Origin of the sequence: Enterobacter cloacae complex sp. 418I7 (assembly GCF_050030705.1) — a bacterium.
GTDB classification, from domain to species: domain Bacteria; phylum Pseudomonadota; class Gammaproteobacteria; order Enterobacterales; family Enterobacteriaceae; genus Enterobacter; species Enterobacter intestinihominis.
On record NZ_JBLGUU010000001.1, the window covers coordinates 3,868,232 to 3,893,244 of the forward strand.

Here is a 25,013-nt window from a genome sequence, read left to right on the forward strand (position 1 = left end):
AATACTCCCCTATAGTATAAGAAATACAGAGCAGTGAGGTAAGCAATGCCCAGTACTCCTGAAGAGAAAAAAAAGGTCCTAACCCGGGTTCGCCGTATCCGGGGTCAGATTGATGCTCTGGAAAGAGCACTTGAAAGTGGCGCTGAATGCCGTTCCGTTCTCCAGCAAATCGCCGCCGTCCGGGGCGCCGCTAACGGACTGATGGCAGAGGTGCTGGAGAGCCACATACGGGAAACCTTTGACCAGAATGACAGCTACAGTCATGAAGTCAGTAAATCAGTTGACGATACGATTGAGCTGGTTCGTGCCTATCTTAAATAGGTGAGGCCATTATTACATTGAGGATATATTACGTATGAAATCACGTGCCGCTGTTGCATTTGCACCAGGGAAGCCCCTGGAGATTGTTGAAATTGATGTTGCTCCGCCTAAAAAAGGCGAGGTGCTGATTAAAAACACCCACACAGGTGTCTGCCATACCGATGCCTTTACCCTCTCAGGGAATGACCCTGAGGGCGTTTTCCCGGTGGTTCTCGGCCACGAGGGAGCCGGTATCGTCGTTGAAGTTGGTGAAGGCGTCACCAGTGTGAAGCCGGGTGACCATGTTATTCCGCTCTACACCGCTGAATGCGGGGAGTGTGAATTCTGCCAGTCCGGTAAAACGAACCTCTGTGTATCGGTTCGCGAGACTCAGGGCAAAGGACTGATGCCTGACGGGACCACTCGCTTTTCATACAACGGTCAGCCTCTTTACCACTACATGGGATGTTCCACATTCAGTGAATACACCGTTGTGGCCGAGGTTTCTCTGGCAAAAATTAACCCGGAGGCGAACCATGAACACGTCTGCCTGTTGGGTTGTGGCGTGACTACCGGTATTGGCGCCGTCCATAACACGGCTAAAGTGCAGCCGGGCGATTCAGTTGCCATTTTTGGTCTGGGGGCAATTGGTCTGGCTGCGGTACAGGGGGCCCGTCAGGCAAAAGCGGGACGTATTATCGCTATCGATACTAATCCGACAAAATTTGACCTGGCCCGTCAGTTCGGGGCCACTGACTGCATTAACCCGAATGATTATGACAAACCGATTAAAGATGTTCTGCTGGATATCAACAAGTGGGGTATTGACCATACCTTTGAATGTATCGGTAACGTTAACGTCATGCGTGCAGCGCTGGAAAGTGCTCACCGTGGGTGGGGGCAGTCCGTTGTCATTGGTGTCGCAGGGGCCGGACAGGAGATTTCCACCCGTCCTTTCCAGCTGGTCACCGGGCGCGTATGGAAAGGTTCCGCGTTTGGCGGAGTAAAAGGCCGCACTCAGCTCCCCGGTATGGTCGAGGATGCCATGAAGGGGGATATTGACCTTGAGCCATTTGTAACCCATACGATGACACTGGATGAAATCAATGACGCCTTCGAGCTTATGCATGAAGGCAAATCTATCCGGACAGTGATTCATTACTGATCCCATCAGAATTTTAATCAACTCAAACTGAAGGAAGTGGAAAATGACAACTCCGGTAATTTCTGGTGACGGCATCTTTTCTCATGTGTTCATTGGCGCAGCCGATGTCGAGAAATCCTCCGCATTTTACGATGTCGTCCTGGGCACGCTTGGTATCAATAACCTCGGCCCGTTTGGCAACGGCTGGGTACTCTATGGCCGCGAAAAGCCGGCATTTATCATTGCCCGTCCGGGCAACGGTGAAGCACCTTCCGCTAACGGGGTGACTGTCGGCTTCGCTGCTGCCACCCCGGAAGAGGTTGATGCTTTCCATGCTGCCGGCCTTGCCGCCGGTGGAGCTGATGAAGGTCAACCTGGCCCGCGTGGTCACCTTCCCGGGGCCTATGCTGCCTACCTGCGGGATCCGGCGGGTAACAAAATCACGGCGTATACGTTTATCTGACGTCCGGATTTAAAGATACTTCCCCTGGCTTCGGTCAGGGGAAATAACCATGAGATAACGGCTGATGGAACTCATTGAGCAGCATGCCAGCTCTGGCGGCTGGCAAAACGTGTACCGGCATTATTCACAATCCCTTAATTGTGAAATGAATTTCGGTGTGTATCTTCCTCCCAAAGCAGTAACAGAAAAACTGCCGGTACTATACTGGTTGTCGGGCCTGACCTGTACTGAGCAGAATTTCATCACCAAATCAGGTATGCAGCATTATGCAGCCCGGCATAACGTCATCGTTGTTGTCCCGGATACCAGTCCCCGGGGTAATAATGTCCCGGATGCCGACAGTTACGATCTTGGCCAGGGGGCCGGTTTTTATCTGAACGCGACGGAACAGCCGTGGAATGTTCATTACAGGATGTATGACTATATTCTCAGAGAGCTTCCGGATGTCGTCATGAATCATTTTCCTGCAACGGCAAGAAAATCTATATCCGGTCATTCTATGGGAGGGCTGGGTGCTCTGGTGCTGGCTCTGCGAAATCCTGGTGAATATGTGAGCGTATCAGCATTTTCCCCGATAGTATCGCCTTCTCAGGTGCCATGGGGGCAACAGGCATTTAGCGCTTACCTGGGTGAAAACAGAAAAACGTGGGAAGCCTACGATCCAGTCAGCCTCATTTTACAGGGTGAAAAATTACCAGAAATCTTCATTGATCAGGGGCTGAGTGACGCCTTTTATGAAGAGCAACTGCGCACCAAAATCCTTGAGAGAGTATGCAATGAGATGAACCTCAATGCGTCGTTCCGATATCATACTGGATACGACCACAGCTATTATTTCATTTCCAGCTTTATTGGTGAGCACATTGCTTACCATGCCAACAGGCTCAGGCTGTCAGCATGAGTTGATTTCCAGCCTCAGAAAATGTGCTTAATTTTCAGGCCTGAACAGGGCCTGAACCCTGCAGACCTGAGATGTACTGTAACTGAATCGCCACGGATAATCTAGACACTTCCGAGCCGTTGATGGACTGACCCCGCCCCGGTAGACGATCCTGCCCTATAGTTTGGACTGACCCCACGCCTGTAGACAAATCCTGTCCTCACGACGAGGCCTGTTCGAAGGCCTCCGGACTGACGTCGCCGAGGTGGCTGTGGCGCCGGGACCGGTTATAGAAGACTTCAATGTAATCGAAGATCCGCCCGGGCCAGATCCCTGGTTTTATATATGCGTTTTCTGATCCGTTCTTTTTTCAGCGAACTGAAGAACGATTCGGCCACCGCATTATCCCAGCAGTTGCCACGCCGGCTCATGCTCGGCGCCAGGTTATTGGCCCGGTAGAAGCGCTGCCAGTCGTCACTGCCGTACTGGCTGCCCTGATCGCTATGTACGATAACCTCGCTGTCTGGTTTTCGGCGCCAGACCGCCATCATCAGCGCGTCGAGCGCCAGTTCGCGTGAGAGAGTGGGTTTCATCGACCAGCCGACCACATTACGGGCGAAGAGATCGATAACCACCGCCAGATACAGCCAGCCCTGCCAGGTGCGGATATAAGTAATATCGGTGACCCAGACCTGGGTGGCCCGGACAACGGTGAACTGCCGCTGCACGAGATTAGGAGCAACGACTGAAGGCCTGCCAGCGATACGACGTGGCGCTTTATAGCCGCGCACAGCTTTAATCCGGTCCAGTTGCATGATCCGACCCACCCGGTTTCTACCACAGGTTTCCCCGATTTCGTTCAGATCGCCATGAACCCGCCGGTAACCGTATACGCCTCCGCTCAGGGAATATGAGTCGCGGATAAGCATCAGCAGGCGCTGGTTATCTTTATCACGCGCCGAGACAGGGTTATGCAGCCACGCATAGAACCCGGCCCGGGCGACATTCAGTACCCGACACATCGTCATCACACCCCATACAGTTCGGTGCTCATTGATAAAGCGGTACTTCAGTCGGGCTCCTTTGCAAAGTACCGCGCGGCCTTTTTCAGGATATCCCGTTCTTCTTCGGTGCGTTTTAGCTGCGCCCGGAGTTTCAGGATCTCGCTTTTAGCTTCCAGTAAATCCCGGGCATGCTGCTCGCTGTTATCAGGTTTGATAGCCCGTAGCCACTTGTAGAGGCGGTGTGCAGAGACGCCCAGACGCTCAGATACTTAGGCGACGGAATAACCGCGTTCCGTTATCTGACGGACGGCTTCTTCCTTAAATTCAGGTGTAAATCGTGGTGTGCCCATACGCTCCTCCTATACTCAAACTATAGGGCAGGATCGTCTACCGGGGCGGGGTCAGTCCAGGGAGCCGTTAACGACCTGATGGCGGTTGTTCTGGAAAGCTATCTTCGGGAGGAATTCCCCGATACGGGCAAACGAAATGAGTCGCAGAAGAGGTCAATCGACGACACCATTTCGATAGTCCGCTCCTATCTCCGTTAACTCTGCCAGGCAGATGTCTGATGGGGTCTAAAACTGTAATGAAAGGAAATGACATATGAAATCACGTGCATTATTCATCTGTATTTTTTAATTGGTACCCGAAACCGCCTGAGTGTCGCCATCAGCTGGGTCTGGAACCACAGCGTCGCGTACCGGGGAGCCCGCATTATCACGGGAGCCAAATCTCCGGTCCCGGGTACGCCGCCAGCCAGTTCTCATACAGAAGGCGGATCCGCAGGGTACCGCTGAAACTTCAGCGGTGTCCCACATGGTACCACCGGGCCCAGCTTCAGCAATCTGTTTCCAGTCACACAAACGCTTTTTTCGACGGGCTTTCTGATCGAGCGGTCCGGCACACCAGATACCGTCACAAGAGGTGGCCTTATTAAGAGCGGACACACCTAGCACAGGAAATTCTATGGCAAAGAAACTTTTCGGTTATCATCCCATCCTGACTGACGACAACAATTCAGTTGTGATTCGCGGTGCTCGCGAGAACAACCTTAAAGAGGTGGATGTTTCCATTCCGCGCAACGCATTGGTTGTTTTTTCGGGTGTGTCAGGCTCGGGTAAGTCTTCACTGGCCTTTGGCACCATTTATGCTGAGGCGCAACGGCGCTACTTTGAATCGGTTGCCCCCTACGCTCGTCGCCTCATTGATCAGGTCGGGGTTCCGGATGTGGATGCCATTGACGGACTGCCGCCAGCCGTTGCGCTTCAGCAACAACGCGGTGCCAGTAACGCGCGCTCCTCTGTCGGCAGCGTGACCACCTTATCCAGTCTGGTGCGAATGATGTACTCACGGGCGGGCGCTTATCCTGCCGGACAACCGATGCTGTATGCCGAGGATTTTTCTCCCAACACGCCGCAGGGGGCATGCCCTTCTTGCCATGGTCTGGGCCATATCTATGAGGTAACTGAAACACTGATGGTGCCCGATCCCTCACTTAGTATCCGTGAAAAGGCTATTGCTTCCTGGCCCCCGGCCTGGCACGGACAGAATCTGCGGGATATTCTGGTGACGCTGGGGTATGACATCGACACTCCCTGGAAAAATCTGCCAGCGGAAGACCGTCAGTGGATCCTTTTTACCGAAGACACCCCCACTGTACCGGTTTTCCCGGGACTGAGTCCGGAAGATACGCGCGAAGCCGTCAGGAAAAAAATGACGCCGGGTTATATGGGGACCTTCACCGGGGCACGTCGTTATGTGCTACATACCTTCGCCAGCACGCAAAGCGCGTTGATGAGAAAACGAGTCTCCCGTTTTATGGAAGGCAAGCTGTGTCCGGTCTGTCACGGGAAAAGACTGAAGTCAGAATCATTGTCCGTCACCTTTGCCGGTGTGGACATTGGTGAATTTATGCAGATGCCCTTAGACCAGCTGGCGGAATTGCTCCTTCCAATCTCCCGGGGGGATTTCAGTGCCCACCACGCCGGCGCAGATGCCGACAGGGATATCACCCGTCGGGATCTGACAGAGCGTGCTGCATCCGGAAAAGCGGTCCATTCCGATAACGCCGATGTCTGCCGGACATCGGCGTTATCGGAAGAGAAACGACTGGCGGCACAACGGCTGACCGGTGGTGTCATGGCCCGGTTGTATCAGTTGCAGAAGCTGGGGCTGGGTTATCTTACGCTGGACAGAGCAACCCCAACTCTATCTGCAGGAGAGCTTCAGCGACTGCGTCTTGCCACGCAACTCAGTTCGATGCTGTTTGGTGTGGTCTATGTTCTTGATGAACCGTCTGCGGGTCTGCACCCCTCAGACAGTAAAGCGCTTTACGATGCGCTTGAGAACCTTCGTGATGCCGGCAACTCGGTGTTTGTCGTTGAACATGATCTTAACCTGATGCGACGGGCGCAATGGCTTGTTGATGTGGGACCGTCGGCTGGTGAACAGGGAGGACATGTTCTCTACAGTGGTATTCCTGAAGATCTGAAAGCCGTCACCCAATCTCGTACCGCGCGTTATTTATTTGATGAAGTCCGGCCACCACAATCTTTTGCCCGTATCCCATCCGGGTGGCTGAAACTGCAGGGGATCCATCGCCACAATCTTAAGTGGATCGATGTTGATATTCCTCTGGGTGTGCTGACAGCCGTGACGGGAGTCTCTGGCTCCGGTAAATCCAGTCTGATTGCCCAGGCCTTACCGGAACTGGTGCTTTCTTCACTTGGCGGTGAGCCAGAAGACGTGCTTTCCGAAGCCAGCGACGCTGAGGGGCCATCCGTAACGGAGAAAACGTACGGTACCCTGACCGGTGATACCGGACTGGTAAAGCGTCTGGTTCAGGTTGACCAGAAACCGATAGGCAGGACCCCCCGTTCAAACCTGGCGACATATACCGGGTTGTTTGATCCTGTTCGTAAGCTCTTTGCCGGAACGACTGACGCCAAACTCCATCATTACGATGCGGGTCAATTCTCTTTCAATGTGGCAAAAGGCCGCTGTGCAACCTGTGAAGGTGAAGGATTCGTCAGCGTGGAGCTGTTGTTTATGCCGAGCGTGTATGCACCGTGCCCGACCTGCCATGGCGCGCGGTATAACCGGGATACTCTCAGGATCTGCTGGCAGGACAAAAATATCGCGGAGGTCCTGCATATGACGGTGGATGAAGCCAGTCAGTTCTTTGCGACTGAAGAACCAGTGGCTCGTCCCCTCCGTCTGCTGAGTGAAATTGGTCTGGGCTACCTGCGTCTGGGACAACCAGCAACCGAGTTATCCGGAGGGGAGGCGCAAAGGATCAAGCTGGCAACCGAACTACAACGTAGCCAACGTGGCCACACGTTGTATATCCTAGATGAACCGACAACCGGCCTGCATGCTTCAGACGCCGACCGCCTCCTTGTGCAGCTGCAGCGGCTTGTTGATGCAGAAAATACGGTGATAATGATTGAACACGATATGCGGGCGGTTACTCAGGCAGACCAGGTTATCGACATCGGTCCTGGAGCGGGACATGAGGGAGGACGCCTGGTTGCCGCAGGAACTCCCGAACAGGTATCGCAGGTCAAAGAAAGCCGTACCGCACAGTATATTGCCAGGGAACTCTCACGGAACGGTTAAAAAGGGCTGTGTCGTCATTGCGTCAATGGCGGCACATTCCCGGCGTGTTCTGTATCAGTAATCTCCCGCAGGTATAATTTCAGCGCATCCCACTGGTTCAGCGCGTACGCGAACGCCTTCGACAGCTCCGAGTGCCGTGACAGCGTTTTCTGCTTTTCACGCAGCCAGCCCTCCAGCGCGGTCAGCAGCGGTACCGCTTTTTCCTGCCGAATGGCCAGCCGTTCCGCCGCGCTTTTGCCCCGGATGCCCGCCTCGATGCCATACAGCTCGCCGATACGGCACAGCGCTTCGGTCGTGGTGTCAGAGGGCGTCCGCACGTGCACGTCCGCCTGCAACACCCCGCTGAACCCCGCAAGATGCGACTGCGGATGTGTAACGCTGGCGTGATAGAAATTTTAAGTCAGTCATCAGGTGTCCACCTAATTAGGGGTCAGTTTGGATATCGAAAATTATTGTACGTCAAGGTTATTTTTTGACCTCTCTACTTTAGCGGGCCTCAGCCGACGAAACTTATCGGAAGCCGGTACCGGCCAGTCTGACTGAAGATGGAAGCAAAATTAATGCTGTGGGCTACCATACCTTCTTTAACAGGTGATTTGTGAACTGCAACTTCTCGGAACGGGAGTTTGCGCAAGGACCGGAAGTCCGCTTTTCGCTCATAGCGGACCGTTCCTGCGCACATGTCTGCTATGTGGTAGAGGCAGACAATACTTACAGCACAGGGCGTTAATAAATACGGAACAGATCAACCGCAGATGCCTCCTCCTGAATGTATTAATTTTGCTATCTCGTCGGCAAAATCAGGGAACAAGTCTGGATATGGAAGCGCCTGGCAGCTGAAAGTATGGATAATAACGCCCTGACAGGATATTTTATTGCACCCTGTCAAAAGTCATACATTCTTTCCCGGTTTTTGCTTTCTCATACCGGATAACTCTATTTAAGGCTTAAGGATAACCTTCGTCCATCCTTCATCCCGCTCATCGAAGTGCTTATATCCGGCAGGAGCCTCTTCAAGCGAAAGACGATGAGAAATTATTTTGCCCGGACTGGCTTTATCGTGATGGATGAGGCGAGACAGCTGACGGTTATAGGCCTTAACGTTCGCCTGGCCGGTACGGATTGCCTGTCCTTTAAACCAGAAACTCCCAAAATCAAATGGCATCTTACCCTCTCTGGCAAGCTCCGATTCAGCCCCCGGATCCTGAGGAATAAAGACGCCAACCACACCAATTCCCCCGGTTGCTTTCGTCGACGCAACAAGACTGTTCATGGTAACAGAGTTATCTTCATGGCCATGTTTGTTACAGCACTGATAGCCAACACATTCGCAGCCACAATCCGTACCGCGTCCATCCGTCAGGTCGAGAATTTTTTGTACAGCTTCATCGCCAGTAGCATTGATGCCCGTCGCCCCCATTTTTTCAGCCAGAGCCAACCGGTCTGTGTGCGTATCAACCACAAACACCTGTGAAGCACCTTTAATGATCGCCGAATGAGCTGCCATCAAACCGACCGGCCCCGCGCCATAAATGGCCACGCTTTCACCAGGCTTCAATCCGGCAAGTTCTGTTGCATGCCAGCCGGTAGGAAAAATGTCAGAGAGCATCACATAATCATCTTCTTTTTCTGCCGCATCAGGGGGAAGAACAAGGCAGTTAAAGTCGGCAAATGGCACCCGAAGAAGTTCCGCCTGACCTCCCTCCCAGGGACCCATTTCAGCAAAACCATAAGCTGCGCCTGCCGTACCCGGATTGGTAGTGAGACAAAAGCCGGTCAGACCTTTTTCACAGTTTTCGCAAAAACCACATCCCACGTTAAACGGCAGACAAACATAGTCGCCCACCTTAATACGTTCAACGCCTGAGCCAATTTCGACCACTTCACCCAGGTTTTCGTGACCCAGAATCCGTCCCTGTTCAAAGCTGGTCCGGCCCTCATACATGTGCAAGTCCGACCCACAAATGTTGGTGGTGGTGATGCGGACGAGTACATCCGTGGGGCGGACAATTTTCGCATCCGGTACGTCTTTTACTTTTACATCATAAGGACCGTTGTAAATTACTGCTTTCATGATCTTCTCCTTCTTGCGTGCGGAAAGGAAATGCTGCCCCGCGGATTGGGGTATCAATCGAGTTTAGCTGCCATAACAGATCTCGCGATCGGCGAAAGGACGATTAGGATGTTTCTTAACTAAGTGCATTGAAGTCTGTAAGACAGGTACTTACCGATGAAGGCTGCCTGGAAAACGTAAAAACATCACACGTTAATCCGGTTTTTTTAAGCAGGCAAGGGATTACGGACAGCTTTGAGCGAGAAGCGGATAAAGTAAATCTATCTCATTTCTGCATTGTGCCAGAAGTAGACATAGGTGAATTAGGTAACCCTAGAGATGCACTTTGAATCAATGATATGAAATGCTGAAAAGGTAATTAACTAATTCAAAATTTGAATAATCAGTTATCTCTTCCATGCTTAATACGTAACCTTAGCTAAGGAGAAATTATGTTAGACGAATACAAAAAATGCATCGAAGCCTGTTATCTATGTGCAACGGCATGTGATAACTGTGCGGCTTCGTGTCTCGACGAAGAGAATCTGGAGATGATGCGCGAGTGCATAAAACTGGATATGCAGTGTGCAAATATCTGCCGTCTTGCAGCTCAATTCATGACACTAAATAGCGGGTCTGCCCAGGATCTTTGCCGTCTTTGCGCTGATGTTTGTCAGAAGTGCGGTGACGAGTGTGGAAAGCATGAACATGACCATTGTCAGGATTGCTCAAGCGCTTGTCATCACTGCGCCGAACAATGCAGAAAGATGGCCGCCTGAGAAAAACTCAAATTACCAAACCCGCTTCGGCGGGGTTTTATATTCCCGGTAATAAGTCGTAGAAGGATGAGATAGATGAGTTTAAGAGTACGGGCGGGAAATAGATCTACTCGAAAGTACTAGCCTCAATGACAAATTCTGGCACAGATTATTTGATTGGCTCAATGTCCGTTTTCGCTGACAGCGGACTGCACCCCGCCGGGGTGACCGCTTCGTGCCAGAATTGGACGTTTCCAAAATCTGCATGCACTAATCGGTGGAGAGCAGATCTCACTGCATAGCCATGCAGACGCGCAGAAATCATCAGGGGCGTTTGAAAGGTGCCGGAAACAGGCGGGAGGCCGCAGAAACGTGCTGAGGGCGCCTGCGGCGGTGCGCCCAAGGGTTGTTATGTTTAATATGGCAGAACTTTCCTGTCGCTATCATTTTGACGCCCGCTATTCGCTCATAGATATGCCTGTCGCGTTTGCGGCTTTACTTGTTATACCCAACCTGCCTGATTTTTATCGCCAGCATCCCGGAATTGAAATTATCCTGAGCAGCTCAGACCGCCGACGGAATATGCTGCATGATGGCCTGGACTGCATACTGAGGGTGGGGGAGCTGGACGATGGCGACTATATCGCAAAGGAGGTGGGAACCGTTAAAATGACGACCTGCGCCAGTCCTGCGTATCTTGATCAACACGGCACCCCGGAAACAATGGACGAGTTGCAGCAGCATCAGGCCGTCAACTGGATTAACAGCAGCAACAGACAAGTTATGCCCTGGACATTCGGGACGTCAGAGGGCTCCACCGAAATTGAACTTCCAGGCAGGCTTGTCGTGGATAACTCAGAAGCCTACATTGCAGCAGGCCTGGCGGGGCTGGGAATACTACAGGGCATGAATATTTTTTTGCAGCCTTATCTCGATCGCGGGCTGTTGGTAGAGGTTCTGCCAGATAATACGTCCCCGAATCGCAAACTGTAACTTCTGTATCCGCACCGCCATCTCTCCCGAAAAGTACGGGCGTTTACCGACTGGCTGGAAAGTTTATTGTAAACGCCTGGGGGCCTGCAGCCTGCTGGTACGTGCGCTGCCTTTTATCGGCCCGCCAGCTTCTGTATGGCTTCACGGACAGGAGCATCGCCAGACGTCAGCTCAATGATGACGCGGCTGACGGCAGGTTGCTCAATGAGTTCAGCCAGCGTAGCCGCCACGTCATCACGGGGCACGTTACCATACGGGATGGCCAGGCCGGCACGTACATAACCCGTACCAGTCTTATCCTGCAGCGCGCCGGGGCGCAGGATCACCCAGTCAAGCTCGCTTTGTGCTAGTTCCACATCGGCCATTTTTTTAACACGCATATAATTTTCGAATGATTCAGAAGTGGTTTCTCCCCGTGCGGACTCCGGGAATGCAGAAACGAGCAGAAAGCGAGACACACCGGCACTGAGGGCGGCAGCTACCGACTTTTTCAGCCCTTCGCCGTCGACCGCATTGGTCATCTCCTGTCCCCCCTTACCGCCGGCACCGGCAGTAAACACCACTGTATCACTACCTGCAAAGTGCATCGCCAGCGCAGCTGCATCCAGCTCTGTCAGGCTCCCACTGACGGGCTCAGCACCCAGCTCGCCTAGCAATGCCTGCTGCTCTGGCTTACGGTAGAGGGCACGAACAGCATGCCCCCTACCTGAAAGGATCCTGCACAGACGCTGGCCGATTTTGCCTGCACCACCGATAATGAAAACATGAACCACAGTTGTCTCCTTCTGGGGTTATGATGTGTCCGAAATTATAACCTGACATCAGGTCAGTTCCTTTGAGCCTGACCGATTGCACTGCATGCTGCTGCCAGCACCAGACAGCTGGTCAGATACTCAGTTGTTCTTATAGCTGAGAACAACAGCCGTACCGATTTAGCTCTCCCGTCACGATGAGAACTCCTGAACCGGTTACACGCAATGCCGGCCAATATCTTCCGTTATATTCGAAAGATCCACGCAAGTTACTGAAGTGCGAGGGACGCAATGTGTACCTTGAACGAACTGAAGTCAGCGGAACCCTGAAGGTTCGATTCCATAGCGTTCAGAAAACTGCTTGCTGAAGCTCGATAGTGAATTGTAACCCACCCGCCCCGCGACCGTTTTTACCGGCAGCGTCGATGTCATCAGCAGGCGGAGAGCCTCCGCGATACGTGCATCGGCGATAACTGAGCGTAAGCTGGTTGACTCACTGGCCAGGTGGCGCCGAAGCGTGGGGCCACTGAGTCCCGTCAGATCTTCAATTTCAGCAGCACTCCAGGGATGAGCCGGTTTGTCCGCTACCATCTGACGGATTTTCATGGCCAGACTTGGCTGCCGGGCTCGCAGCAAAGCATGGTATCCCATGCCATAAAGCCAGAGCACCACTTCAACCATGGCGTGCAGGGAAAGCGGACGCTTCCCTTCCCGCATTGCGGCTGTCCAGCGGTTAAGGGGTGAAAGAAGAGCTGATACGGAAATGGCTGCGATGCTGCCGGTGTCCTGTGGTGGTGGTGCGGCAAGTAACAGCCTGGCTGCTTCAAGCTGTTCCTCCGCGAGCACCACGCTCAGGGCAACAAACTCACCACTTTGTTCTGAAGGGGCATATTCTATATCGATGCTACGGGCATTCGGGACGACCATAATCTCGCCCGGGATCACCCGGTGCCATTTCTCATTTTCACGATACCGGAATTCTCCTTCCAGCGGGAAGGAAAGGGTCGCACCTTCCACCTCGAACTTCTTTACCTGATGCGTCTGTTCTGCGCGAAGGCAATCGCAGGGAAGTGGAAAACGGGAGCGTGCCAGGGTAAGAAGCTCAGCGAGGAGATCATCAACGGGAGAATCGGAAAAGCTGACTGTTTGCATATTCATCCGGAATTTGACTTTGACCGCTATTATACGTCGCCATATACAAAAGCATACAGCGACGCGTGCGGTTGTCTATTCCCGGATGACAAAAATCAGGCCGATTATAGTTATTGCCATACCCACAAGCATGGGCAATGTAATGGCCTCTCCAAACAGCAACCACGCTTCAGCTGCCGTGAGAATGGGAACCAGGTAAAAGTAAGTAGCGACTTTGGTTGCTTCACCGCTTCGTATCATAAAAATCAGCAACATAATCGCCAGAACCGATACGCCAATAACCAGCCAGCCCAGACCCAGCGCAAATGATAAGCTCCACTGCGTCGGAGCAGATTCGAACATCAGGCTAATTGCACCCATCGATATTGTCAAAGTGACGTACTGTAAAAACGTGTTCGCAAAGATATGTCCATCTCCCTGAGCACGGCGCTGATAAAGCGCTCCGATCGTTACGCCAAATAACCCCAGCATGACCGACCCAAAAGCCACAGGATCCAGTGCAAAACTATGCTGGCCTGGCGAGAGCACCAGGAAAACGCCCGCAAAGCCAATCGCAATACCCAGCCATTTCCGGGGATGCAGGGACTGACGGTGCATGAGTGAAACCAGTATTGCAGTCAGTACCGGCTGCAGGCCGGTGATGAGCGCCACAATGCCTGACGGCATGCCACGATGGATGGCATAAAAGCATCCGCCCAGAAAGAAGCTCTGCAGGAAAAGTCCGACAATCAGGTTGCGAACCATTCCTCTGCCGGACGGAAAACGGGCCCTGAACCCCAGTGTAAGCAGCAGAAGGACCAGACAGGAAAATGCGCCACGCAGGAATAAAAGATGAAACGGCGCGCTGTACTGCACGGTAAATTTGGCTGCGACAAACCCTGACTCCAGAGGAATACAAAAAGCCAGGGCGCAAGAGTAATGAGCCATTTTTTTGTGAGGCAGTGATATTCATAGTATTGCAGGTGGGTTCTTGTCGGGCGATATGAAAGGGGATCTTCCCGGTCACTATTGTGTGCACCGGGAAGGAAGGTGATCAGACTGCGGGTGACCACAGGTCGTAATTCAGTGCGAAGCTGTTACCTTCACGGATAACCTTACCGGTAGTAGGCAGGTTGAAGTGCATACCACTGACAGCCAGGTTATCGCTCGCTGCGCGGTCAAGCACTTTGCTACGGATGGCCGCCGCCGCCGCAGGATCGCTGTCGAACGCGATAGTAACGTCAGGCTGAGCAACCTGAATGTGCGGGAAGTGAACAATATCACCCCAGATGAGCAGCGACTCTTTTTCATCACCCAGCAGATAACCGGTATGTCCTGGTGTATGGCCGAACAGCGGTACAGTCTGAATACCTGGTAAAATCGCTTCCTCGCGGAATGGCACCAGTTTGTCGTCATAAGCGCTGAAGGCGTTCCTTGCTACTTCAAAGAACGGCTTGAATGCGTCAGGCGCGCCAGCGGAAATGGTTTCATCACGCCAGAAAGCGAGTTCTTTCTCATGCACAAACAACTGCTGAACATTGCGGAAAACGGGAGTCTGCAGGGGGCCTGCAAGCCCGCCGATATGGTCAGGATGCGCGTGAGTCAGGAGAAGGGTATCAATCTGAAGCGGGTCAATGCCTGCCGCGGCCAGGGCTACCTGAAGCCGACCGCCCCAGCCATTGATACCTCCGGCACCACTGTCAATCAGGATGGTTCGCTCAGGCGTCTGGATAACGTAGACGTTGATATTAATACGGGGTACTGCTGGCACACCGCGCTTCTGCAGTAAATCCTCGGCACGTGAGCCGTCAATACCAGACAGCAGCTCAAAAGATACGTCCAGATAGCCATCACTCAGCATGGTCACAGTCATGTCACCTACTTTTTTGCGATTGATAGCCGGGGCCTGCCAGTTCAGTTGTGAAGTCATATTGGTCTCCGTTACGATTAGAGGTCATCAGGTTTTACTTTAGCAATAGTAACGAAATTTCTGGTTCGAACTGCTCATCCTGCTACGTAAACCGCTCATTCTTAAAATCCGGAGCACAGCAGGTTATATTGCTTTTGCCTTTCTCATGTAAGGTGTCGGTATTATCTTTACCGGAGCCTGTAATGGACATTATTGGAATTATCATGTCGGCGGGAAAAGCCTCTGACCAGTCCTCAAGCACCCGACAATAGTGTCCCGCCTCAATCCCCGCCAGGGCAGAAGACTCCGGCAGGTAGGCCAGGCCGTAGCCATCTTTTACTGCCTGAAGCATTGGATAAATGCTTGAAAAAGTAAGCTGCCCGTCCACTTTTTTCACAATATCCCCCTGCCTGACAAATTCCCAGCCATACAGCGGGCCTGTGGGTGACAGACGTATATTGATGCAGTCATGTTTTTCCAGCTGAGAGGGATGTAGCGGCAGACCTCTTTCTGCAAGATAGGTGGACGATCCAATGACGACAAACCGTATGTCCGGTGCGATTCGGACGGCCACCATATCCTTTAATATGTCATCACCAATTCGGACTCCGGCATCAAAATTGCCCTCAACAATGTCGACAAAACCGTTCTGCTGCGACATTTCCACCTTGATATCCGAATATTTTTTTAGTAACGGTGACAATCGTGGCCAGAGACATTCATGAATCATGTGATCTGATACCGTAAGTCTGACCAGCCCAGCCGGTGTATGGCGCAGTCTCTGAAGAGCTGTCACGCCCGCTTCAATGCGCGCAAGACCGGGTTCAAGCGTCAGTAATAATTGTTTACCGGCTTCGGTGACAGCCACCCGCCTGGTTGTACGCATAAGTAACGGCATGCCAACGCGCTCCTCGAGACGACGTATCGTGTGTGAAAGCGTGGATGCCGAGATCCCGAGGCGGACAGCAGCCCGTGAAAAACTGCACTCCTGTGCTACTGCCATGAATGCAACATAGTCATTAAAATCGTGACGCATACCGTTCCCGTTCAGGATCTCCGATAACATTATCAGAACCATTTAGGTTCATGATGCCGATTCTGTGAGCCATCAGGCAACCCCCCCGTTCCGCTCATCCGATCATAATTTTTATAAATCTAGATATTGGTAAATCTCAATATGTGGAATAAAGTGTCGTGGTTCTGCGGCTACATCGGCCGAACGACGACATGCCAGGTCGTAAATGCTGAGACATGGCGTTTCAGTGATATTGAAAATTCGCTATATCAGGATATGTAATGAAGACGAAAAACCTGTTCTCTCCCACCAGACTAGGTCCCTACACCCTGAAGAATCGTGTTGTACTTCCGCCTTTAACCCGCTCACGGAGCTCACAACCGGGTGATATTCCGAACGAACTGATGGCTGAATATTACGCACAGCGCAGCAGTGCCGGGTTTATGGTGACCGAAGGAACACAAATCGAACCTCGTGGGCAGGGTTATGCGTGGACCCCGGGGATCTACAGCTCACGGCAAGTGGAAGGCTGGAAGAAAGTGACGCGGGCAGTGCATGAAAAAGAAGGCATCATTTTTGCCCAGCTCTGGCATGTCGGAAGAGTATCCCATAACTCCCTGCAGCCATGTAACGCCTCGCCTGTCGCTCCGTCGGCGATACCGGCAGGGGAAAACGTTAAGGTATTCATCGAAACCGGGCCGGGAGAGGGTGCGCTGGCTACCGCTTCCTGCCCCCGCGCACTGGAAAAAGAGGAAATTAGTGAGATTGTCAGGATGTACGCCGGGGCAGCTCAGAACGCCCTTGATGCCGGTTTTGACGGTGTGGAAATTCACTGTGCAAATGGATACCTGGTTAACCAGTTCATGTCATCCCATAGCAACAAAAGAGAGGATGAATATGGTGGCTCATTACATAACCGGCTGCGGTTTCTGCGCGAAGTGACGCAGGCTGTCGCTGATGTGGTCGGTAAAGACCGTGTGGGAGTCCGTTTTGCTCCGCTCTTTCAGACCACGGATGAAGTAAGGGTCTATCTTGGCCTGGTGGAAGATGATCCCCATGAAACCTATACCGAAGCCGTTAAAATTCTTGAAGAAATCGGAATAGCCTATATTTCTCTTGCTGAAGCCGACTGGGATGATGCTCCCGAATTGCCTGAAGCATTCAGAGCTGAAGTCCGTAAGTTATTCAGCGGTGTAATTATGTATGCCGGGCGATATACGCAAGAAAAAGCCGAACGGATTATCGGTGCTGGCTGGGGAGACATTATCGGATTTGGCCGCCCGTTCATAGCTAATCCGGATTTACCGCAGCGCCTTTATCATGAATGGCCACTGAATCCGGTCGATCCAACAACCATGTATGGTGGAACGGCAAAAGGCTACACAGATTATCCCGCCTTTGGCTAACCATTCTTATGAGCATCAGCTTTTCAAAAGCTGATGCTTAACGTAGAGAAGTATCGTAACATTGCAATTCCTCAATGCGACAAGTGACAGAGTTTATGCCTGATATTGATTTGAATGACGTGATTAAGGCGCTGGGAAACCCTGTTAGAAGAAAAATTCTGCATATGCTCAAGGAACCGAAAATACACTTCCATCAGCCTTATGCTGATGCGGACGAGTTCGGTGTGTGTGTCAGTATCATTCAGGAAAAGGTCGGGCTCTCACAGTCTACCGTTTCTCTTTACCTCTCAGCTCTTCAACGGGCACAACTTGTTACTTCTCAGCGCATCGGTCCCTGGACGTACTACAAACGTGACAATGATAAAATAAGGGTTGTTCTTGAGTTGCTGAAAAATACAATCTGATACAGGACTGAGCACATTCAGTGTAACAGTACCGGGGGTTCGTACTTGCGATCCCGGCAGGCATTCCATGAAAGCGCACTAATTCCTCAATATCAGGCTGCAGACCGGTCATAAGAGGCTAATAGTTTTGCAAAATATCCACCAGTTTGGGTCAAATCACTCTGTCGGTTGGTGTGCATACTCGGTGCAAGGACCTGCAGATATTTAAGATGGCGGATAGCTTGTTACAGTGCCGCTGATGACATTCCGACCCTGTTGCCGTCCGGGTAAGATAATACCTCTGACAGCGGTCATAAAAGCCCAACATAATTGTCTTTCGAGCCATATATTAATCGCTCATCGCGCTCTCTTTTTCGAAGAGGTGTCACTTAATCATGATCGGTCAGTACAAAAAGACAGTGCTTTTCCAAATTCCGGACGGTTGTATGCGAAAACGGTGAAGCTCAACAAATGGTGTCATCGCTGTGCAATGCTCTGCGGGCTCATTCTTTCAGTTAACTGTTTGGTTACAGCTTCAATGAAGTATTTCAGTTAATTCACAGCGAGGGTTTGAGGAAACCACGCTGTGATTACCCAACGCTCATCCGGAGCATCCGGATTGAACTGTCGCTGGAGCTTGTTGGGCGACACGATACTGGCCTCGCCTTTACATGCCCTCGGGCTCCGGTATCCGACCTGAGCCTTTATCCCGACACGTTTCATCAGTCGCCAGACTCTGTTCACTCCGCACTGTTGCCCGCTGTCCCGCAGATCCAGATGGATTTTGCGATAACCATAGACGCATCCCGATTCCAGCCAGAACTGTTTAATCTGTCCTGTCAGTCTCAGGTCTGCCTGATGGCGTTGTGAATGCGGCTGCTGAAGCCAGGCGTAAAAACCACTGGGATGTTCATCCAGCACCCGACAGAGCAGGCGAACAGGCCAGCAATAGGTGTTGTCACGAATAAAGGCGTACCTCAGTCGGACAGCTTTGCGAAGTACGCCGCGGCTTTTTTTAATATGTCCCGTTCGTCGGTAACCCGCTTCAGCTCTTTCTGAAGACGGCGGATCTCGGCCTGAGCATCTGACTGTTCTTTATTAGTGGAAGAATCCGGACCGTAGTTCTTTATCCAGGCGTAAAGGCTGTGGGTGGTGATATCGAGACGCGTTGCAACGCTGGCAACAGAATAACCGCGATCAACAACCTGTTTGACTGCTTCAATTTTAAACTCTTCAGGATAACGCTTACCGCTCATGGGCACCTCTCTTTAAGTCATCTTAAATGACTCTGAGGTGTCTGTTAAACCTGTGGCGATTCACCTCGCGTCCTTCCGTTCAGTATAGCCTCAGTCCCTGACACCACCCGAGAACGGAATGACGTCCCCTTTCTCCCTCCCGGTGTTGCGTTCAAGCTCCCTGACATACTGCTGTAAAAGTATAAGGTTATGTAACAGCTCTACATTTTCAGCCATCATCTTTTTGATTTCTTCCCTCAGCTCATTTCTCTGACGGCGATACTTTTCTTTCAGCTTGATCTGCTGCTCAATGCCCTGCTCATCAACCGGCGCGGTGCCCTGGCACGTTTTTTTCAGACTGCGGATAGCCTCCCTGACCTGCCTGTACTCAGGACAGTTATAATTCAGGGTGCCGTTTGCCAGCCCCGCTCGTTTTTCCACAGCATACTGGCTGATACGCTCCCCTGATAACATCAGTTCCCTCAGGGCCTGCTCTGCTCTTGCCTGTGTTTTTTTAACCCCCGACTGTTCGTTCGTCATGCTCTATTCATCCTTTTCAAAAAAACGGACAGCATCTGCATAAAAATCTCTCTCAAGCATCAGAAAATCCCTGTCAGCCTGAGGAGCATTATTTCGCACGGCAATCTCCAGAAGGTTGTCATAATGAGCCATCCTGCGTTTCCACACGGGAACAGAATCAGCTCCGGCCAGCATGTTCTCACATCCCGGATTGCAGGACGCTGACTGAACAACCGCCTTAAACTCGCAGTCATGGCCATTCATGCAATAAAAACCGTTTCCAAGAGATACCAGTTTTTGCCCGCCTCGTTTAGCCATGCTCATCGCTTTTTTCAGTGTAGGAAACGTCATCTGATGTAAGTGCCCACCTCTCTGGGACATCAGTAACTTCCCGCCTTCGCCATAAAGCAGGCCTTCATGCTGATAAGAAACAGCCCTGGAAGCTGAGAGTTCGGTATCAACCCTCTCAATCTCGGCAGCGAATGCCTGAGGGATCGCCCGGCTAAAATGCGAAGCGTTGAGTGCACCGGACATATACCACTCCGTCATGCCTCTGATTAAGTGCTTAAACTGCCGGATAAGATCATTAGTAGAAATCAGATCAAGACGCCTGAGGTGTACAGCAAGTGAACGGCGAAACTGATGGGTTCGCAATGGCCAGAAAGCCCCCTCCCGAATCTCCATCGCAACGCGTTCATCATCACGTATGTTTGGATTTAAAAGCCTGAACTCATCAATATGGTCACGTCGGATGAACAGATGGTGTCTTTTCACAAATTTCTTTGCCCACTCAGTCTGGCGCTGCGTCCCCATAAAAGAGAGTTTTTGCTCCGAGAACCACGACCTGATATTTAAAGACAATGGAACATTGTCCAGCGTCTTCCCGTCCAGGCCTGTCATGATTTGATTAATTCTGCGTAAATGCTGAAAAGGCTTTTCCACATAGCGACAAACAACCCAGTCTTCGTGACTTCCACCTTCCGGGGCGAACTTATGCAACACCGAACGAAGTCCCAGGATATCACCATCATAAATCAGTGAACCGTGCATCACGCCAAGCACTTCGCTGTGTCTCATCCCCGACATGGCCTGTATCACATTCATGACTTTTAACGTCAGCTCAAAATGCCAGGTGTTCAGCTTTATGTGATCAACGCCAATAAAATCAGATCTCCAGCGCTTATTTTTATGTACCGAGAACCAGCCCTGCATCCCGGGGCCAAGTGTCGCGAAAAGCGCCCGAATTTCCCCGGCAACAATATTGTAGTAATACGCGGCCCGGTAATCCGGTATGCTTTTTGCTGTCCCTCTTTTACGGGCTTCCAGCATCGACGTATAGTAAGGCGAATCATAAAAACCGTTTATGATAGCGCACAGCCGGGAAAACCCGTCAAAATCGAAATCACTGATTTCAGCATCCAGTTCAGTAATCAGCCCTTCCCAGACAGACATCATAAGACTGAAAGGCATACAATATGTCTGGTTTGAATCATCCACACTGTTGTAACTGTCGAAGCTAATATCAGGAAAGTAACCGTATTTTCGAAGACGGGTATGACCTGTCAGCGAGATATCCGCCAGGTCCATAAAGTAATTACGTAATGTTCTTTCAGAACGCTTCCTGCCGTGCTCATCCTCCTCCTTCATCTTTACAATGAAAGCATTCCGGACAAGCGGAAAACGAAGCTGAAACAGACTGCGATACCCCATAGACTCAATAATACGGGCTCCCGCCACAATGTTTGCACATTTCCGGATCAGGGACTGCGTCTTCGCGGTCCTGCCGACAATCCAGAGCAGGCTGGCTGAGATGATTTTGGCTTCAAGACGCAGTTCAGGATCCCGTATGCCTGAAAAATTAACGGTTCTTAACGTTTCACCAATATGGGTTCTGACATAGCGATTGGTCCAGACATCATCCCTGAAATAAATATTCAGCGTCTCCTCATTGATAAAACGCATATCATGTTCATCTGAGCTGGCGATAACCAGGCAGTTATTCAGACGTTCAAAGCTTTTGTTTTCTAGTGCCTCACAGATGATATCCTCAGTCGGAAACTCATCCCCTGAACGAAGCGGCGTTCCGGCAGGAAACTCCGCCATTCGACTACGGCTTACCTCTTTTTTCTTCAAATCTGCCATACCGGAGCCACACCTTCTCGCTGAAGTTTAACGCGCGCTTTTTTCAGGGTCGCCTCATCTACCAGCCCAAGCCGTAAATCAATCTTCAGGAGTAACGTTTCATAACGCTCCACAGCATTGACCGAACCGATGTACAACGGTTTTCCATACTCGATAGCATGCCTGAATGACAGCAGGAGCCATACAGACTCCAGCGTTTCCACAACGCAACTTTTTGAACATTCGACACAATGAGAAAAATCCGCACAAGCCTTTGGTGTCCGGCCAAATCGTTTTTGCTTTTTTATAAAGCGCAATTCAATATCTGTAGGCGGCTCCTGCGATCGACATCCCAGGCCATTCAATAAAAGATCCACACCCTCATCGCTTCCACGCAGATCGATCCCCAGCTCATCAGCAACTTTTACCCGCTCGGATAACGCACGTGTCGCAATCCCCTGATTCATAAGCGTATCAAGTGCAGCACTGAAGTTTTCCTTCGCCCCCTGTGGGTTACCTGCAGCATAATTCCGCCTGTAAGTGCCCCAGTTATGCTGTGCTTTTTCCGCCGTAATCAGACCATTCTTTAATGTTCTGTCCGTATACTGCTCAGACGTTTTGCGCAAGCCAGAAACGGTAATTGATGGAAGCGAGGGATTAAGCTGCCGCATCGTGGCCCACGCCCCCTCAGAGTTAGAAAATTTAGTCAGATGACTGGGATTAAGAGAATAAAGCTTACGGAATTTCACCTGCGGCTCACTCAGAAACAGCGCCTGTACCGGAGGGAAGTTATCTGCGGAAACCAGATAGTTAACGATGTCGTCCCTGAGCCTGATAAAAGACAGAAACCAGTAATAGCCCGCACGTTTGGTCACATACTCCGATTTACCTATCGTCAGACGTATATACTTATTCGCTCTCCCCTTATAAACATAATCAGTGCTGATACCCTTTTCATCCAGATGTATATCATCCCGCGTCAGACCCAGAACCTGAGAGGTGTTTCCCCATGTGTGGTAACAGAACAGAAAAAAAGAAGTAAGAAAGTAATTTTCCAGAACGTCCCTGATGATGATCTCTGCCCTGCTGACCCCGTTCTCTCCCGGATACCGGAAATACGCTTCATAAACAGGTGCCAGCAAAGACGGTGAGAAATGCCGCACCCCTTTTTCCGATTTAGCGATATGCTCCCGGATACATCCCGCAAGGAACTCATTCATGGATGACAACTGCCTCAGGATCTCGGAAAGTTCATTCCTGGTATAGCTATCCCTTCCCTGCTGCTGATACGTTCCTTTCGGTAAGAATTCATATTCATACCGCCTCTGAATCTGCCCGCCCGTAAGCAAAAACCGGTTGACCACGGACAAGTAGTGTCTTGCCATCCTGACTGAAATTTTTCGCCGACGAATATCGTTCATGAGATGTTTAATATACATTTCAACGCCTTCAGCCGTGCCATAGTCATACTGATTGACTGACTGCCATATAAAAAACATATTGAGATAACGGAAAATGGTTAACCTTCCGGCGGGACGGTAAGACAGAAGAAATCGTTTCAGAGAGGCAATAAAATCGCGTTTTTCAGGGCGGGCAAGATGCGAATGTTCACTAAACCATCCGGGGAGCAACACATAATCTGAAAAATGAGCCTGAAGATAAACGTCAAGTAAATAATATCGGTTCAGATCCCGCTGAGTGATGTGTCCGCTGACCGTCTCCCATGACAGCACATTTTCGGCCATCCACGTTATCTGCGTTTCACTCCGGCTCATATATGGCTCCATCGCGACCTGCAGCACCGTCAATCAATGCGTCCATGACCCCGGCGACTGCATCAGAAATCTGGTTTTGCTGAAGAAAGACGATGTATTTCATCGTCGTATTTTCGCTTTTATGGCCCATCCAGTATTTTACTGTACCCAGCGCATTTGCGGCCTGATCGGGATAGCAACTCAGTGCCGAGCGTAAAAAATGGGTCGCAAACGTTGCCCGCAAATCATGGGGTTTATGTCTGAACACATTTCCCGGAGCAGACCGGGCCAGGCGATGGCGAAAACTGTACCAGCGGGAGTAAAAGGCTTTTTCAGACATCCGTTTCCCGTTTGCCATTAAAAATAAAGGCTCGTGCCGCCCTTCCCCACCCTGTCGTGCACGCCATTTTTGGATCTTCTTTTCATACTCCTCATCCGCCAGATAATCCAGAACCTGCTCGTACAATCGTCTGGTGATGAAGAGTTCTCGCGTCATCCCAAACTTCGTATGAACTCCGCATCTCGGACCAATATGAAGCCCCCTGATGGTCAACTCAGATACAGGGACACTGGCAAGGTACTCTTCAGTAAAGAGTGACGACGGCAGGGTCAGCATTTCATCCAGCCGTAACCCACAATTTTTCATCAGCACAATCATTAAACTGAACAACCCGGACTCAGATTTCAGTGCCTCATCCAGGATATGAACCTCTGCATCATTCAGTGGGTTGATTGTCCTTTTTGTTGTGCTGGTTATCCTGATGGCAAGATCCGAACTTATCACCTTGCGTCGCCCGTCAACGACTTTTTCGACCAACGTAAAAAATGAGCTGGCAGCCAGCTCACCACACTTGCCCAGAAATACGTAAAACCGTCGGATAACGCTGATGTACACCGCCGCGGTGGATGAGGCGATGCGCCCCTGCCTTACGGCCCCCAGAAGATACTCCCTGAAGCCATATGTAGGGCTTTGGTATTTCAACGTTCCCGGGGTGAAAGGGTCAAGTCCGTTATCCTCCAGCCACCTTATCCAGCGTAAAAATGCCCGGGCTAAAGGCTTTAAATCCCTGGCCTGCAGGATAGCTTTATCCATAAGATAAAAGTGTACATATCGGCTCAGTTTTCGATTCTGGATGCCGCTAATATAAGGTATTTCAGCATACAGAAATCCGGGTTCAAATTTCAGTTTCGGCTCTGTTGCATCCAGTTTGCTGACACGCCCATAACGCGCATGAATGTTAGTGATTATCCTCACAGTCTGTCGCCCTGAAACGCCACCTCATGCCTACACTATAAATCCGGAAGAAGAAAAAACAAACAACCAGGTTGCCGGGAGTGAATATGCAAATCAGGAGGAAAGTAAAAGATGTAACGACACCATCACGATGCAATACATTGACCTCAACACGTTACCCGGACCATACGTGATAAACATCACAAATCCTTTGAGTGAAGAACTTAAGATGTGATTTTCATTTCCCGGCACAAACCGTGCCCTTAAAAAACAGGCAACGGATACATCTTAATGCCAGAAGTAAACCTTAATTGATTGAATACAGCCTGAGTCCATTGCAA

Annotated in this window: 18 protein-coding genes and 4 pseudogenes; 9 read left to right on the forward strand and 13 right to left on the reverse strand. The window is 51.0% G+C overall.

Features of this window, described 5'->3' with window-relative positions; translation table 11 throughout:
- Positions 1-45: 45 nt before the first annotated feature.
- The 4 genes from frmR (at position 46) to fghA (ending at position 2,808) form a co-directional block, all read left to right on the forward strand.
- Positions 46-321 carry a formaldehyde-responsive transcriptional repressor FrmR gene (gene frmR, locus ACQG0S_RS18615; RefSeq protein ID WP_017384071.1) on the forward strand — a complete coding sequence of 92 codons (276 nt, stop codon included), beginning with the start codon at positions 46-48 and terminating at the stop codon, positions 319-321.
- 34 nt (positions 322-355) lie between these two features.
- Complete coding sequence (frmA, locus tag ACQG0S_RS18620) at positions 356-1,465, forward strand: S-(hydroxymethyl)glutathione dehydrogenase (protein ID WP_017384070.1); 1,110 nt, start codon at positions 356-358, stop codon at positions 1,463-1,465.
- 43 nt (positions 1,466-1,508) lie between these two features.
- The gene (locus ACQG0S_RS18625) at positions 1,509-1,907 is read left to right on the forward strand and encodes a VOC family protein (protein WP_012561111.1); all 399 of its coding nucleotides are present in this window, start codon (positions 1,509-1,511) and stop codon (positions 1,905-1,907) included.
- Positions 1,908-1,971: 64 nt separating this feature from the next.
- A complete protein-coding gene (gene fghA / locus ACQG0S_RS18630; RefSeq protein ID WP_012561110.1) occupies positions 1,972-2,808 on the forward strand; it encodes an S-formylglutathione hydrolase in 837 nt (278 codons plus the stop codon).
- Between the two features lie 199 nt (positions 2,809-3,007).
- Here the strand turns inward: fghA and ACQG0S_RS18635 are convergent.
- A pseudogene (locus tag ACQG0S_RS18635) lies at positions 3,008-4,141 on the reverse strand (IS3 family transposase).
- A gap of 616 nt (positions 4,142-4,757) precedes the next feature.
- Here ACQG0S_RS18635 and ACQG0S_RS18640 point away from each other — a divergent pair.
- A complete protein-coding gene (locus ACQG0S_RS18640; RefSeq protein WP_012561117.1) occupies positions 4,758-7,409 on the forward strand; it encodes an excinuclease ABC subunit UvrA in 2,652 nt (883 codons plus the stop codon).
- Between the two features lie 71 nt (positions 7,410-7,480).
- Here the strand turns inward: ACQG0S_RS18640 and ACQG0S_RS18645 are convergent.
- Positions 7,481-7,780: pseudogene (locus ACQG0S_RS18645) on the reverse strand (IS66 family transposase); the annotation flags it as partial.
- Between the two features lie 569 nt (positions 7,781-8,349).
- Complete coding sequence (locus ACQG0S_RS18650; protein WP_022651297.1) at positions 8,350-9,483, reverse strand: glutathione-independent formaldehyde dehydrogenase; 1,134 nt, start codon at positions 9,481-9,483, stop codon at positions 8,350-8,352.
- 431 nt (positions 9,484-9,914) lie between these two features.
- Here ACQG0S_RS18650 and ACQG0S_RS18655 point away from each other — a divergent pair, with 431 nt between their 5' ends.
- Both ACQG0S_RS18655 and ACQG0S_RS18660 read left to right on the forward strand, forming a co-directional pair.
- Positions 9,915-10,241, forward strand: a complete 327-nt coding sequence (locus ACQG0S_RS18655) for a four-helix bundle copper-binding protein (RefSeq protein WP_022649401.1) — start codon at positions 9,915-9,917, stop codon at positions 10,239-10,241.
- A 447-nt stretch (positions 10,242-10,688) separates the two neighbouring features.
- Positions 10,689-11,285, forward strand: a pseudogene (locus tag ACQG0S_RS18660) (LysR substrate-binding domain-containing protein); the annotation flags it as partial.
- A gap of 41 nt (positions 11,286-11,326) precedes the next feature.
- On the opposite strand, the gene ACQG0S_RS18665 reads toward ACQG0S_RS18660, so the two are convergent.
- The 5 genes from ACQG0S_RS18665 to ACQG0S_RS18685 all read right to left on the reverse strand — a co-directional run bounded on the left by ACQG0S_RS18665 (position 11,327) and on the right by ACQG0S_RS18685 (position 16,041).
- On the reverse strand, positions 11,327-11,986 hold the full coding sequence (locus ACQG0S_RS18665) for an SDR family oxidoreductase (protein WP_007897903.1): 660 nt from the start codon (positions 11,984-11,986) through the stop codon (positions 11,327-11,329).
- A 294-nt stretch (positions 11,987-12,280) separates the two neighbouring features.
- Entirely contained in the window at positions 12,281-13,117 is an 837-nt protein-coding gene (locus tag ACQG0S_RS18670; RefSeq protein WP_023279881.1) for a helix-turn-helix transcriptional regulator, read from the reverse strand.
- A 75-nt stretch (positions 13,118-13,192) separates the two neighbouring features.
- Positions 13,193-14,044, reverse strand: a complete 852-nt coding sequence (locus tag ACQG0S_RS18675; RefSeq protein WP_023279882.1) for a DMT family transporter — start codon at positions 14,042-14,044, stop codon at positions 13,193-13,195.
- Between the two features lie 106 nt (positions 14,045-14,150).
- Entirely contained in the window at positions 14,151-15,026 is an 876-nt protein-coding gene (locus ACQG0S_RS18680) for an MBL fold metallo-hydrolase (protein WP_017384065.1), read from the reverse strand.
- 82 nt (positions 15,027-15,108) lie between these two features.
- Complete coding sequence (locus ACQG0S_RS18685) at positions 15,109-16,041, reverse strand: LysR family transcriptional regulator (RefSeq protein ID WP_158287950.1); 933 nt, start codon at positions 16,039-16,041, stop codon at positions 15,109-15,111.
- Positions 16,042-16,301: 260 nt separating this feature from the next.
- Here ACQG0S_RS18685 and ACQG0S_RS18690 point away from each other — a divergent pair, with 260 nt between their 5' ends.
- Positions 16,302-17,426 (forward strand): alkene reductase, encoded by a 1,125-nt coding sequence (locus ACQG0S_RS18690; protein WP_023279877.1) that lies wholly within the window; start codon positions 16,302-16,304, stop codon positions 17,424-17,426.
- A gap of 95 nt (positions 17,427-17,521) precedes the next feature.
- Positions 17,522-17,830 carry an ArsR/SmtB family transcription factor gene (locus ACQG0S_RS18695; RefSeq protein ID WP_032415288.1) on the forward strand — a complete coding sequence of 103 codons (309 nt, stop codon included), beginning with the start codon at positions 17,522-17,524 and terminating at the stop codon, positions 17,828-17,830.
- Positions 17,831-18,376: 546 nt separating this feature from the next.
- Here ACQG0S_RS18695 and ACQG0S_RS18700 read toward each other — a convergent pair.
- From ACQG0S_RS18700 to ACQG0S_RS18720, 5 genes and pseudogenes are all read right to left on the reverse strand, one after another.
- Positions 18,377-19,065: pseudogene (locus tag ACQG0S_RS18700) on the reverse strand (IS3 family transposase); the annotation flags it as partial.
- A 90-nt stretch (positions 19,066-19,155) separates the two neighbouring features.
- Positions 19,156-19,584, reverse strand: a complete 429-nt coding sequence (locus tag ACQG0S_RS18705; protein WP_017384060.1) for a hypothetical protein — start codon at positions 19,582-19,584, stop codon at positions 19,156-19,158.
- Positions 19,585-19,587: 3 nt separating this feature from the next.
- Entirely contained in the window at positions 19,588-21,705 is a 2,118-nt protein-coding gene (locus ACQG0S_RS18710; RefSeq protein WP_017384059.1) for a hypothetical protein, read from the reverse strand.
- Positions 21,693-23,459 carry a hypothetical protein gene (locus ACQG0S_RS18715; RefSeq protein ID WP_007897920.1) on the reverse strand — a complete coding sequence of 589 codons (1,767 nt, stop codon included), beginning with the start codon at positions 23,457-23,459 and terminating at the stop codon, positions 21,693-21,695. The genes ACQG0S_RS18710 and ACQG0S_RS18715 overlap by 13 nt, the downstream gene beginning before the upstream one ends.
- On the reverse strand, positions 23,446-24,693 hold the full coding sequence (locus ACQG0S_RS18720) for a tyrosine-type recombinase/integrase (protein WP_007897923.1): 1,248 nt from the start codon (positions 24,691-24,693) through the stop codon (positions 23,446-23,448). Before ACQG0S_RS18720 ends, ACQG0S_RS18715 begins: the two co-directional genes overlap by 14 nt.
- Between the last annotated feature and the right edge of the window lie 320 nt (positions 24,694-25,013).